This is a genomic window from Shimia sp. R9_2 (assembly GCF_017743735.1).
In the GTDB taxonomy this organism is placed as follows: Bacteria; Pseudomonadota; Alphaproteobacteria; order Rhodobacterales; family Rhodobacteraceae; genus Shimia.
Genome location: NZ_JAGHRO010000012.1, coordinates 77,460 through 90,320 on the forward strand (window position 1 = coordinate 77,460; position 12,861 = coordinate 90,320).

Below are 12,861 nucleotides of genomic sequence, written 5' to 3' on the forward strand. Positions count from 1 at the left end.
CAAACTGGGAAGGAGGCCTCTGATGATATTGATCACGGAGTTCATGGATGACACGGCGGTGGGGCGGCTCAAAGCAGCCCACAGCACCACCTATGCGCCAGAGCTGGCCGATGCGCAGGGCGATATTCCTGCGCAGATGGCCGGGGTACAGGCGCTGATTGTGCGCAACCGCACGCAGGTCACCGCCGCGCTCTTGGAGGCCTCCCCCGATCTGAAATGTGTGGGCCGTCTGGGTGTCGGGCTCGACAATATCGACGTGGCGGCCTGTGAGGCGCGCGGCGTGGAGGTCATGCCCGCGTTGGGGGCCAATACGCTGTCTGTGGCGGAATATGTGGTGACCAATGCGCTGGTCCTGCTGCGCGATGCCTATCACGCCAAACATGCGATGCTGTCAGGCGACTGGCCGCGCGCGCAATGTTCCGGCCGTGAGGCGGGCGGGCGTGTGCTTGGCCTGCTGGGCTTTGGCGCCAATGCGCAGGAAACCGGCCGTTTGGCGCGCGCCATGGGGATGACGCTGGTTGCCTATGATCCGTTTTTGCCCACCGACCATCCGGCGTGGCAGCACGCGGAGCGCGGCGAGATCGCCGATATGCTGGCCAAGGCGGATGTGGTGAGCTTGCATGTGCCGCTCACCGATCAGACCCGCCATATGATGAACTCTGAAACCTTTGCGCAGATGAAACCGGGCGCGGTGGTGATCAATGCGGCGCGGGGCGGCGTATTAGATGAGGCAGCGCTGGTGGCGGCCATGCAGTCTGGCCACATCGCAGGCGCGGCGCTGGATGTATTTGAGACGGAACCTCTGACCCAAGATGCGGCAGAGATTTTCAAAGGGGTCAGCAATCTGATCCTGACCCCGCATATCGCGGGGGTCACGCAGGACAGCAATGTGCGCGTGAGTGCGATGATTGCCGATCTGGTGCTTGACCGGTTGGCGTAGAGCTTGAGTTTAGGGAGGAACAATGGCCACACAAATGGATCAGCAGATCGTCAATGATCTGAAGGCGGCGGGGATCGACTATGTCACCTCGGTGCCGTGTAAACAGCTGGCGGGCGTGATTGAGGTGCTCGATGAGACCTCGGAGATCATGCACATGCCCTCCAACAAGGAAGACGAAGGCATGGGGCTTTGTGCCGGTGCCTATATGGGCGGCATGAAGCCCTGCATCGTGATGCAGAACACCGCGCTGGGCGTGGTGGTGAACACGTTGGCGACGCTCATTCAGTTCTATCAGATCCCGCTGCCGATGCTGATTTCCTATCGCGGGGAAGTGGGCGAGCCGGTGGCCTGTCAGGTGGAGATGGCGCTGCACACCAAAGCGATCCTGAACCAGCTGCACATCCCGACCTATCACTTCCACAAGCCTGAGGATGCGGCCGAGCTGCCGGGCATTCTGGAATATTGCCAGATGTCCTCCAAGCCGGTCGCCATTCTTTGTGATGCATCTTTCTGGAGGGCTTCCGCATGATCCGTAATGACGTATTTCAGACGCTGAAACCGATCATCAGCGAGCATCTTGTGGTCTGTAATATCGGCGCACCGAGCCAGGAGCTGCATGCGATGGACGATCAGCCGTCCAATTTTTACATGCTGGGCACCATGGGGCTGGCGTCGTCTATTGGTCTGGGGCTGGCAGCAGCGCAGGACAAGCCGGTGATCGCGATTGACGGGGATGGCTCTGTGCTCACAAACCTCGGCACGCTGGCGACCATTGGCAACAACGCGCAAGGCAACTTCACGCTGTTGATCATCGACAACGGCTCTTATGGCTCCACCGGGGATCAGCCGACCTATGCAGGCATGAACACCGATCTGGCGGCCGTGGCCCGTGCCTGTGGCGCGCAGAATGTGCAGACTGTTTCGGCGGAGGACACGGCTGCGGCGGTGCAGGCGGCGATTGCCAGCGACGAGATGACCATCATCGTCTCCAAATGTGAGAGCGGCAATGTGAAGGTGCCGGTGATCAAGACCAATCCGATCGTGATCCGCGAGCGCTTCATGGAAGAGGTCCGGCGCTGAGCGCTTGGTTGGCTGATTTACTGGCTGAATAGAAATTCACCGAAACCCGGAGAGGCGCCGATTTTGGCGCCTTTTTTCATTGGGTCGGGCCGATTTAGGTCCAGAATTGCTGAAATAAGAGGCGGTTGTGGCTTGATAATTCCCGCGTGGACGTGGATCATCGCGCCACCAACTTTATCAGGGGAGTGAAATTGATGAAGTTCAAAACAATGATGCTGGCGACCGCTGCCATGGTGGCGATGCCAATGCTGGCACAAGCTGAAACCCTGCGCTGGGCGCGTGCGGGTGATGCGCTGACACTTGACCCACATGCACAGAACGAAGGCCCAACATCGGCGCTGGCGCACCAGATCATGGAAACGCTGGTGATGCGTGATCATTCCGGTGCGATGGTGCCGTCGCTGGCCACCGAATGGGGTCCGTCCACGGACAATCCGAACGTCTGGGTGTTCAAACTGCGCGAAGGTGTGACCTTCCATGATGGTGCGACCTTTGACAGCGAAGATGTAAAATTCTCGCTTGACCGCGCGATGACCGAAGACTCTGACTACAAAGAGCTGCTGGCCTCTGTGAAAGAAGTGCGCGCCACCGATGCCTATACGATTGAGATTGAGACCAACGGTCCCAACCCGATCATGGCCAACAACCTGACCAACATGTTCATCATGGACAAAGACTGGGCAGAGGCCAACAACGCCACCAAGGTGCAGGACTATGAAGGCGGCGAAGACACCTTTGCAGCCAAGAACGCCAACGGCACCGGCCCTTACAAGCTGGTCAGCCGCGAGCCGGACGTGAAGACCGTTCTGACGATCAATGAGAACTACTGGGGCAAGGATGAGTTCCCGCTCCAGGTGACCGAGATCATCTACACCCCGATCCAGAACGCAGCGACCCGTGTGGCGGCGCTTCTGTCTGGTGAGGTGGACTTCATTCAGGACGTGCCTGTGCAGGATCTGGGCCGTGTGGACAGCACCGCTGGTCTGGACGTGCGCACAGCGCCACAGAACCGCGTGATCTTCTTCGGGATGAACCAGGCGGCGGAAGACATCGTGAATGACGATGTGGACGGGATGAACCCGATGTCTGACGTGCGCGTGCGCAAGGCGATGTCCATGGCGATTGACCGCAACGCGATCATGAAGGTTGTGATGCGTGGCCAGTCCGCCCCTGCGGGCATGATTGCGCCGCCGTTTGTGAACGGCTGGAACGAGGCGATGGACAGCTCCTCCACCACCGACATCGAAGGCGCGAAGGCGCTGATGGCGGAAGCGGGCTATGCAGATGGCTTTGGCATTACGCTGAACTGCCCGAACGACCGCTATGTCAACGACGAGAAGATCTGTCAGGCGGCTGTGGGCATGCTCGCGAAAATTGGCGTGAAGGTGAACCTGGACGCCAAGCCAAAGGCACAGCACTTCCCGCTGCTGAGCAATCTGGAAACAGATTTCTACATGCTGGGCTGGGGTGTTCCGACCTATGACTCCGAGTATATCTTCAACTTCCTCGCCCACTCCAAAGGCGAGAAGTATGGCTCCTGGAACGCAACCCGCTTTGCGGATGCGGATCTGGACGCGAAGATCGAAGCGCTGGCCGGTGAAACCGATCTGGAGAAGCGCAACGGCATGATCAACGAGATCTGGCAGGTTGTGCAGGATCAGCAGCTTTATATCCCGATCCACCACCAGGTGCTGAACTGGGGCATGAAAGAGAACGTCGGCACCATCGTGGAACCGGAAGATTCTCCGAAGTTCAAATACTTTGAAATGAACTAAGCCCGCGGGTTTAGGAGAATAAGAAACCCCCGCAGTTTGCGCTGCGGGGGTTTTTCTTTTTTTTGTTGTGATTGGTGCTCAGGATTTGGCCCAGAGCGCGCGGGCGGCCTCGGCAATGCTCTCGCGTGACGGCATGGTGGCGGCGTAGGCCGGGCCGGTGGCGATAAAGCTGTCATGGGCGGCGATGCGGGCGTGGGGCAGGGTGGTCTGCTCATGCAGCAGCGCCATCAGCGCCTCAGACTGGCTGCCCGTGGTGCGGCATTCATCCACCACCAGAACCTTCTCGGCCCCTTCAAGCGCGGCAAGGATGCCCTCGGCAGGCAGCGGCGCGAGCCAGCGCATGTCGATCACGCGGGTCTGGATGCCCTCTTTGGCAAGGTCGGCGGCGGCCTGTTTGGAAAGATACCGCCCGTTGCCATAGGTCAGAATGGCCAGCGGGCCATCACCCTCAACGCCAACCTCGCCCAGAGCGATGGATTGATCCGGCGCCGGATAGGTGGCCATCCAGCCGTTGTCTTTGTCTTCCAGCCGGTCGCGCATCGGATAGAGCGCGATCGGTTCCACCATCACCACGACGCGGTTTTCCGCATGGGCCAGCCGCACACATTCGCGCATCATCTTGGCCGCGTCATCGCCGCGTGAGGGGCAGGCGATGATGATGCCGGGGATGTCGCGCAGCACGGCCAGCGAGTTGTCATTGTGGAAATGCCCGCCAAAGCCCTTCTGATAGCCGAGCCCAGCGATGCGCAGCACCATTGGGTTGGCGAATTGACCGTTTGAGAAGAACGGCAGCGTCGCCGCCTCGCCGCGCAGCTGGTCTTCGGCGTTGTGCAGATAGGCGAGGAACTGGATTTCCGGGATTGGCACAAAGCCGTTGTGCGCCATGCCGATGGCGAGGCCAAGGATGCTCTGCTCATCCAGCAGCGTGTCGATCATACGGTCCGCACCAAAGCGGTCCTTGAGCTTTTGAGTGACGCCGTAGACCCCGCCTTTGGTGCCGATGTCCTCGCCCATCATCACGATCTCGCCGTGCTCCAGCATCAGATCGGTGAGCGCCCAATTCAGCAGGCGCGACATGGGCTGGGGTTTGTCCATCTGCTTGAGATCCGCGCCAAAGGCCTTTTCGCGGGCCTCCGGTGTGGGGCCGTCGCTGGCGGCGATCTCGCGGGCCGGTGGCACCAGCGATGCCATGACCTCAGCGGCATTTGAGAGGCGCGGGGTTTTCACGGCCTTTTCCGCCAGTGCGGCGCAGCGGTCCTCAGCCTCCTGATAGACCGCCAGAGAGGCCTCAGGCGTTTGCGCACCAGCCTCTGACAAGAGGCGCACGGAATGCAGCAGCGGATCATCCGCTTCCCAAGCCTCAAAGGTGGCTTTGGGCAGGTAGGCCTGCTGCATGTCAGAGCCGGCATGGCCGTAAAGCCGCACGAGCGTCAGGTGCAGGAAGGCTGGTTTGCGGTGTTTGCGCACATAGTCAGCGGCCTCTTGCGCGGCGCGGAACGTGTCATAGATATCAAGCCCGTTGGCGGTGAAATACTTCAGGCCGGGTTTATTGGCAAAGTTGGCGTTGATCCAGCCGCCGGGTGTGCGGGTGGAAATGCCGATGCCATTGTCCTCACAAACAAACAGCAGCGGCATGGGGGCGGATTGATAGGCCGTCCAGCAGGCGGTGTTGATCGCACCCTGCGCGGTGGAGTGGTTGGCGGAGGCATCGCCAAAGGAGCAGATGACGATGCTGTCATCAGCCAGTTGTTTGTGCTCGGGCGCGCGGCGTTTGGCGAGGCCGATGGAATAGGCGGCCCCCACGGCCTTGGGCAGGTGGGAGGCGATGGTAGAGGTCTGCGGCGGGATGTTGAGCGCCTTGGAGCCCAGCACCTTGTGACGCCCGCCGGAGATCGGATCCTCCATCGAGGTGCAGAAGCTCAGAAGCATGTCCCAAGCCGCATCTACACCTTCGACCTGCGTTGAGCGCATGGTCTGAAACGCGCCGTCGCGGTAATGCAGAAACGCCATGTCATCGGGGCGCAGGGCCGCAGCCACCGCTGCCATGCCTTCATGGCCTGAGGAGCCAATGGTGTAATACCCATTGCCCTCAGACTGCATTTTGCGCGAGCGGCGGTCCAGATTGCGGCTGAGGCACTGCGCGGCAAAAATCTCGCGGGCGCGCGCGTCCTCCAGCGGCCCAGATGCGGCGGCCCCCTGCGGCAGGGCTCCTTTGGTCAGGCGCTCTCTGAAAGCCTGATCGACAATATCGGCACGGTCCATTTGCTCTCCCCGTAGTTGTTGGAGAATGCGTAGCACCGGGACTGTGCAAAGGCCAAGAGCCTCTGTTTGGGCAGGACGTACAGTCTTTTGCGGTATTGCGGAGAGACCTGCATCCAGAGCGGCAGTGGGGTGGCCAGAATTTCGCCTCAAAAGAACCCGATTTTGCCCCAATCGGCGTCCTGTTCGAGACATCTTTACATTTCATTAATGATTGACGAGACGCCCAGCAGAAGTTGGGACGCCGCAGTTTCTTGGGGGCGGCAGTACGAGGTGAAATAGACCTATGAGACATGGGTTTCGTTTGGGAGATTTTGATCCGGAGCAGCCGCAGGATGCGGTTTTCGGAGGCAAGGACAGCTTGGATGGACCGCCAAGCGATGACCGTCGTTTGATGCGTGAGGCCAAGCGCCGTATGGGGCGATTGTCCCTGCGCAAGAGCAAAACGCCAGAACTCTCGAATGTAGACCGTGCCATGCTGCGCAATGCCCCTGACCTTGTGTCGGCAGAAAAACGTGCCTTGGCGGAGCCGGAGATGGCTGACTGGCGCAGACGCTGGCCGCGGCCGCGTCTTTTGGCGCTGATTGTGGTGATCACACTGGCAGCCGTCGTGCCCTCGGTGGCCATGCGCCTGATGATCTGGCTGGTGATCATGCTGCTTCTGACCGCAGTGCTTCTGGGGCCGGAACGTGCCCGGGATGCGGTGCAGGCGGTGGCGATTCACTTTGCCCATGTCTGGGGGCGGGAGATCGGCGTGCTGCGCAAGCTGCTGGCGCGCAGCGACTCCTGAGTTTAAATCCTAGCGAGAACGCCGGGCAGCGCTTGCATCTTCCGGGTGGTGCGACACCGGAGTTGCCACATTTTTTCCCAAGTTTGACCGCATCAATGTCGTGATGGCCTTTGATTTTAGAGGGCTACCGCACCCTCAGTTTGGTGCACTGGTGATCTAGTAAAGCAGGGTAGAGAGATGAGTGAAGATCTGACACTTGCACGGCCCAAGAAACCGAATCAATTCGGCGAGGATATCATTCAGCCGGGCGAGCCCTACACAGACGCGACCTTGGACACCATCCGCGCCTTGTTGGCGGAATCCAATCCGGTGCCGGAAGCCAAGCCTCTTTCACCAAGCAACCCTTTTGCAGCCCGACCGCAATACACTGGTGCAGGCTATGAGCCGCCCATGCGCGCCGCTCCGCAGTCGTCCACAGAACGTGTGGCGCAGGCTGTAGCAGAGCCGCAATCAAGCGCGTCGCAAGAGCCTGAGTCCATTTATCCGGATCCCTACATCGACAATCTTCAGCCCGTGAAGCGCAGTTGGCGCAAGATAGAGGTGGTGGAGGGCCGCACCGGGCGCAGCCTGCGCCGCGTGGTCACCTCTCCGCGCATGATTTCTTTCATGTTTCTGTGCAGCGTGGTGATCTGGCAGCCCTGGTTCATTCCAATGCTGATCCTCAGTGTGATTTCTGCGGTGCTGCTGATTGGTGCACTGATTGGTCAGGACCGCATGGCGCGGATCGTGCTCTATATGCTGAAACGCTATGTCTGGGCCGATCAGTCCCGCGCGCGCTTCCTGCAACGGATTTTGCCGCGCCGCTGGCATGGCATTCTCAACCGCCCTGTGACGGAGGCCGATGCATGGGACGGGTTGGTGGATCCGAGCTTTGAAGCACGGCTGGCGCGGATCAGAGGCTAAGCCCCAGCCAATTGCCTGCGCATTGCCCCCGCTTGGGCCTTGAAATTGCCGCAAGCCCCAAGTATGTCAGCCTTTGATCAAGGCAAAGAAGAAGCGTCATGGCGAAAACCAATCCGATCACCTTTATTCAGCAAGTCCGCGCGGAAGTTTCCAAAGTGGTCTGGCCGACCCGTCGCGAAGTGCTGTTGACCACTGTGATGGTCTTCATCATGGCAGCGCTGACTGCGGCCTTCTTCTCGCTGGTGGACATTCTGATCCGCTCCGGCTTGCAAGGCATTCTGGCGCTTTTCGGCTAATCCCCACAGGCCTTCGCTCGCCGGTTGTCCCTTGAATTGAGCGGGCAAGGGCGGTAGGGACTGCTTCTACAAGATGCATGGCGTGTGGCGATTCGAGTTGCACGCCGATTTTTTGTTCCTGATAGTCTGATTTGAGACTGCGAACATAAACGACACTCCGGCCAGACGCCGGCAAGGACGGGAAGAACAACAGATGGCGAAACGGTGGTATTCGGTTAGCGTGCTTTCGAACTTCGAAAAGAAGGTCGCCGAAACAATTCGCACGTCGGTCGAAGAGCAGGGGCTTGAGGACCAGATTGACGAAGTGCTGGTGCCGACCGAAGAAGTGATCGAAGTGCGTCGCGGCAAGAAAGTGACCACCGAGCGCCGCTTTATGCCGGGCTACGTGCTGGTTCACATGGAAATGAGCGACCAGGGCTATCACCTGATCAACTCCATCAACCGCGTCACCGGCTTCTTGGGCCCACAAGGCCGCCCGATGCCAATGCGCGACGCCGAAGTTCAGGGCATCCTGGGCCGCGTTGAGGAAGGCGAAGCCGCACCGAAGTTGATGATCAGCTTTGAAGTGGGCGAGAAGGTCAAGGTCAACGACGGTCCGTTTGAAGACTTCGACGGTATGGTTGAGGAAGTGGATGAAGAGAACCAGCGCCTGAAGGTGACGGTCTCCATCTTCGGCCGTGAGACCCCGGTTGAGCTGGAATACACGCAGGTGACCAAGCAGATGTAAGCTGCTGCACTTTGCAGAGACAAAAAAGCCCCGCATCCGGTGATGCGGGGCTTTTTCTTTGTCTGGTGGTTGCCTGAGCCTAGAGCATCGTCGTGAAAATCTGAAACACACGGCCGCCAATGCGTAGGAGGCGAAGCCGACCAGCCGCACCCATCTTAACGGGCCCTCCCCATGGGAGGGGGCTTTACCCCCACCCAGGGTCGCGGGCTGGTCTATGTGACACGAAACAGTCGTTGCAGATTTGTTTGGCGATCAGGCTTCGATCATGTCCACGCGGGTGGCGTGGCGGCCGCCTTCAAACTCGGTGGAGAGAAAGGCATCCACGATCTCAAGCGCGAGGCCTTCGCCCACCACGCGTGCGCCAAGCGACAGCATGTTGGCGTTGTTGTGCGCACGGATCATTGCGGCGGAAAACGTGTCAGAGCAAACACCGCAGCGGATGCCTTTGACCTTGTTGGCGGCCATCATGATGCCCTGGCCGGTGCCACACAGGAGGATGCCAAGATCAGCCTCGCCAGCGACAACGCGCTCAGCGGCGGCCTGGCCGTGTTTGGGGTAGTGGGTGCTTTCGGTGGTGGTGGGGCCTATGTCGAGAACCTCATAGCCCTGGGCGGAGATGTGATCGGCCACGGCGCGGCGCAGATCAATGGCGGCGTGGTCGCTGGAAAGCACGATGCGTTTTTTGGAAGTCATGGGAGGCCTCAGAAGGTTGCAGCGGAGATATAGAGTGCGGCGCGCTTGAAGCAGGTGAGGCGGGGTTTGTCAAATTTCGGAGTGGGGCGTGCTGGTGCGCGCCAGCGGCTAAGCGCGCGTTTACAGGAACGTGATTGGGCGAGGCTGAGCGCTCTCTGGTAGGGCACGCAATTATACCCATTGGAGAATATTGCATGAAACGGACCCTTGCATTTGCCTGTGCGTTTGCCGCTTTCGCAGGTCAGTCGGCTTTGGCCGAGGAAAAGGCGCTGTCAACGGCGCAGATTGAAGAGCTGCTGGTTGGGAACACTGTCGAAGGCATTCACTTCGGGGCACACACCCGCCAGTATTTTTCGCAGTCGGGCCTGACATTGTGGATCAAGAGCGGCGACGCGGCCCCCTCGGAGGCGCGTTACAAGATTGAGGACAACGCTTATTGTTCCAGTTGGACGGGCCTGTGGAGTGAGCCCGAGTGGGGCTGTTTTGCCATCCACTATGACGAGGCGCAGGGCCTTTATTACTATATCGCGGAGAATTTCCGGGCGCCGTTTGTTGTTGGCAGCGCCTTCTCGCTTGACGCGGAGTGATCCTGTGGCCATTGGCATGGCAGTCACGCGCGGGCAGGGCATGTGCCAAAGGTTGCTCCGCCCCCTTGCCAACGCCCTAAAACAGGCGTAAACGCCGCCTCTATCGTCTTCGGGCGAGATTCTCTCGTGGGAGGTCTTGGGCATCGCGATGCACAGATCGGACCACGCAACACAAACCGGGCAGATCGCGTTCTGCCTATGTTGAAAGGAAAACCAAATGGCTAAGAAGCTTGCTGGTACAATGAAGCTGCAGGTTCCTGCAGGTCAAGCCAACCCGTCCCCGCCCGTAGGTCCGGCGCTGGGTCAGCGCGGCATCAACATCATGGAATTCTGTAAGGCGTTCAACGCCAAGACACAGGACATGGAGCCAGGTGCGCCTTGCCCAACCGTGATCACCTATTATCAGGACAAGTCCTTCACCATGGACATCAAGACGCCTCCTGCGTCTTACTACCTGAAAAAAGCTGCCAAGCTGAAATCCGGTGCAAACCTGCCAGGTCGTGAGACCGTGGGTTCTGTGACCGCTGCCCAGGTGAAAGAAATCGCCGAAGCGAAAATGAAAGACCTGAACGCAAACGACATCGATGCTGCAATGCAGATCATCCTTGGTTCCGCGCGTTCCATGGGCATCGAGGTGAAGTAATGGCGAAACTTGGTAAGCGTACTGCCGCCGCGCGTGAAGCGTTCGCAGGCAAAGAGAACCTGAGTGTCGAAGAAGCTGTTGCACTGGTCAAAGGTGCGGCGACTGCAAAATTCGACGAGACCGTTGAAATCGCTGTTCAGCTGGGTGTTGACCCACGTCACGCAGACCAGATGGTCCGTGGCGTTGTTGGTCTGCCTAACGGCACCGGCAAAGACGTGCGCGTTGCAGTATTTGCACGCGGTGCAAAAGCCGAAGAAGCACAAGCAGCAGGTGCCGACATCGTTGGCGCAGAAGACCTGATGGAAACCGTTCAAGGCGGCACCATCGACTTCGATCGCTGCATCGCGACCCCTGACATGATGCCTGTTGTTGGCCGTCTGGGTAAAGTGCTTGGCCCACGTAACCTGATGCCAAACCCAAAAGTTGGCACCGTGACCATGGACGTTGCTGACGCTGTCAAAAACGCCAAGGGCGGCGAAGTTCAGTTCAAAGTGGAAAAAGCCGGTGTTGTACACGCAGGCGTTGGCAAAGTGTCTTTTGACGAAGGCAAGCTGGTTGAGAACGTGAAAGCCTTCATGGGCGCAGTTCTGAAAGCCAAGCCTGCTGGCGCAAAAGGTGCCTACGTGAAGAAGGTTGCTCTGTCCTCCACCATGGGCCCAGGCGTGACCATCTCCGTGGACGCCGCTGCTTCTGAGTAAGCGCAACACTTTGCAGAAGAATTTGAGGGCGTCCCGGTTGGGGCGCCCTTTTTCGTGGACAGGCGGCGCCCTGCAGGATGTATTGCGCAGCGAAGGTGGCGCCTCACCGAATGGTAACCCAAGCGGTGCATGATGAGGTCACATAAAGGGAACGACAGCCTGAAGGTCGATGTGACAGAGAGCAACGCCGAAAGACTTCTGATTTATGCGCCCGTGCCGCTTTATCGGGCGGAGGGGCAGTTGTTTCTGGAGGATCAGGCGCGGGTTGGCTTGCGGCTTTGGGCGGATAATTTTGCCACTGTGGCCGCGATGATGCCGGTGATTGATGCGCCCCCGCCGGTGGGCTGGAGCGCCTATCAGCCCGCCGACCTTGATCGGGTGACGCTGCATCCGCTGCCTGCGGCCTATTCTTTCGCTGGTTTTGCAAAGCATTACCCCGCCACGCGCCACAAGATCCAGTCGTTGATCAAAGAGGCGGATGTCCTGTCCTTTGCCATTGGCGGGCTCTTGGGGGACTGGGGCGCGGTGGCCTGTTTCACTGCCAAAAGCGCCGGGCGTCGCTTTGCGGTCTGGACCGATCGGGTGGAAAGCGAAGTGACCCGCCTGACCGCCACGCAAGGCCCGTTGCGGACCCGGCTGCGCAAGTGGCTGACCGCGGGGCCGATGTGGGCGCTTGAGAAAGCGGTGATCCGGCGCGCGGATCTGGGGTTGTTTCACGGGCGGGAGACCTTTGACACCTACGCGCCTTTCAATCGCAATCCCCATGTGGTGCATGACATTCTGCTCGACCGCAGTTTTCAGATCGACGCGCCGTGTTTTCAGGCCAAGCAGAGCGCCCTGCAGCAGGGGCCGCTGCAGATCGTCTATGCCGGGCGCGCGGATGCGATGAAGGGGCCGCTGGAATGGCTCAGCGTTTTGCAGGGGCTCCGAGACGCGGGGGTGGCGTTTCACGCCAGCTGGCTGGGTGATGGCCCCATGCTGGCAGAGATGCGGCGCGCGGTGGCCAAGGCGGGGCTTGGGGCGCAGGTCTCTCTGCCAGGCTTTGTGCAGGACCGCGAGGTGGTGATGTCTGCCCTGCGGCGCGCGCATATCTTCCTGTTTTGCCACAAAACCCCGGAAAGCCCGCGCTGTCTGATTGAGGCGCTGATGTCGGGCACGCCGATTGTCGGCTATGACGGCGCCTATCCGCGCGAGCTGGTGGCGGCCCACGGCGGTGGGTGCTTTGTGCCGCGTGGCGATCTGCAGGCGCTGGTAGAAACGGTGAAGACCTTGGCCCATAAGCCCGAGGCGCTTTTGACCCTGCAAGGGAAGGCCCGGCAGGACGGGCAAGCCTTTGATCAGGACAGCGTGTTCCGCCACCGCAGCGCGATCCTGAAGCAGGCTTTGGGCGGCGCGTGACCCTGCAATCACCGCTTTCTTCTGGACATGAGCGTTTTCTCGCGATGTAGTTGAAACCATTAGAACAACCGG

General features: G+C 59.8%; 14 protein-coding genes. 12 read left to right on the forward strand and 2 right to left on the reverse strand.

All coding sequences use genetic code 11. The features are described 5' to 3' along the window. The first annotated feature begins 22 nt into the window (after positions 1-22). The 4 genes from J7400_RS20010 to J7400_RS20025 all read left to right on the forward strand — a co-directional run bounded on the left by J7400_RS20010 (position 23) and on the right by J7400_RS20025 (position 3,795). On the forward strand, positions 23-940 hold the full coding sequence (locus J7400_RS20010; RefSeq protein ID WP_209065873.1) for a hydroxyacid dehydrogenase: 918 nt from the start codon (positions 23-25) through the stop codon (positions 938-940). A 22-nt stretch (positions 941-962) separates the two neighbouring features. After that, positions 963-1,469: a sulfopyruvate decarboxylase subunit alpha gene (comD, locus tag J7400_RS20015; protein ID WP_247738941.1), complete on the forward strand. Its 507-nt coding sequence runs from the start codon at positions 963-965 to the stop codon at positions 1,467-1,469. Beyond that, positions 1,466-2,020: a sulfopyruvate decarboxylase subunit beta gene (gene comE / locus J7400_RS20020; protein ID WP_209065874.1), complete on the forward strand. Its 555-nt coding sequence runs from the start codon at positions 1,466-1,468 to the stop codon at positions 2,018-2,020. The genes comD and comE overlap by 4 nt, the downstream gene beginning before the upstream one ends. A 194-nt stretch (positions 2,021-2,214) precedes the next feature. Beyond that, complete coding sequence (locus tag J7400_RS20025) at positions 2,215-3,795, forward strand: ABC transporter substrate-binding protein (RefSeq protein ID WP_209065875.1); 1,581 nt, start codon at positions 2,215-2,217, stop codon at positions 3,793-3,795. 78 nt (positions 3,796-3,873) lie between these two features. Here J7400_RS20025 and J7400_RS20030 read toward each other — a convergent pair whose 3' ends face one another. After that, a complete protein-coding gene (locus J7400_RS20030) occupies positions 3,874-6,057 on the reverse strand; it encodes a thiamine pyrophosphate-dependent enzyme (protein ID WP_209065876.1) in 2,184 nt (727 codons plus the stop codon). A gap of 283 nt (positions 6,058-6,340) precedes the next feature. Here J7400_RS20030 and J7400_RS20035 point away from each other — a divergent pair, with 283 nt between their 5' ends. The 4 genes from J7400_RS20035 to nusG all read left to right on the forward strand — a co-directional run bounded on the left by J7400_RS20035 (position 6,341) and on the right by nusG (position 8,770). Further along, a complete protein-coding gene (locus J7400_RS20035) occupies positions 6,341-6,844 on the forward strand; it encodes a hypothetical protein (RefSeq protein WP_209065877.1) in 504 nt (167 codons plus the stop codon). A gap of 177 nt (positions 6,845-7,021) precedes the next feature. Further along, positions 7,022-7,747, forward strand: a complete 726-nt coding sequence (locus J7400_RS20040) for a hypothetical protein (protein ID WP_209065878.1) — start codon at positions 7,022-7,024, stop codon at positions 7,745-7,747. A gap of 98 nt (positions 7,748-7,845) precedes the next feature. Next, positions 7,846-8,043, forward strand: a complete 198-nt coding sequence (gene secE / locus J7400_RS20045) for a preprotein translocase subunit SecE (protein WP_209065879.1) — start codon at positions 7,846-7,848, stop codon at positions 8,041-8,043. Positions 8,044-8,236: 193 nt separating this feature from the next. Beyond that, positions 8,237-8,770, forward strand: a complete 534-nt coding sequence (gene nusG, locus J7400_RS20050) for a transcription termination/antitermination protein NusG (protein ID WP_209065880.1) — start codon at positions 8,237-8,239, stop codon at positions 8,768-8,770. 252 nt (positions 8,771-9,022) lie between these two features. Here the strand turns inward: nusG and rpiB are convergent, their stop codons facing one another. After that, positions 9,023-9,463 carry a ribose 5-phosphate isomerase B gene (rpiB, locus tag J7400_RS20055; RefSeq protein ID WP_209065881.1) on the reverse strand — a complete coding sequence of 147 codons (441 nt, stop codon included), beginning with the start codon at positions 9,461-9,463 and terminating at the stop codon, positions 9,023-9,025. Positions 9,464-9,657: 194 nt separating this feature from the next. Between rpiB and J7400_RS20060 the strand changes: the two genes are divergently transcribed. The 4 genes from J7400_RS20060 (at position 9,658) to J7400_RS20075 (ending at position 12,789) form a co-directional block, all read left to right on the forward strand. Next, entirely contained in the window at positions 9,658-10,050 is a 393-nt protein-coding gene (locus J7400_RS20060; protein ID WP_209065882.1) for a hypothetical protein, read from the forward strand. A 217-nt stretch (positions 10,051-10,267) separates the two neighbouring features. Next, on the forward strand, positions 10,268-10,693 hold the full coding sequence (gene rplK, locus J7400_RS20065; protein WP_058239823.1) for a 50S ribosomal protein L11: 426 nt from the start codon (positions 10,268-10,270) through the stop codon (positions 10,691-10,693). Next, positions 10,693-11,391 (forward strand): 50S ribosomal protein L1, encoded by a 699-nt coding sequence (rplA, locus tag J7400_RS20070; protein WP_209065883.1) that lies wholly within the window; start codon positions 10,693-10,695, stop codon positions 11,389-11,391. Before rplK ends, rplA begins: the two co-directional genes overlap by 1 nt. A 132-nt stretch (positions 11,392-11,523) precedes the next feature. Then, on the forward strand, positions 11,524-12,789 hold the full coding sequence (locus tag J7400_RS20075) for a glycosyltransferase (protein ID WP_209065884.1): 1,266 nt from the start codon (positions 11,524-11,526) through the stop codon (positions 12,787-12,789). The last annotated feature ends 72 nt before the right edge of the window (positions 12,790-12,861 follow it).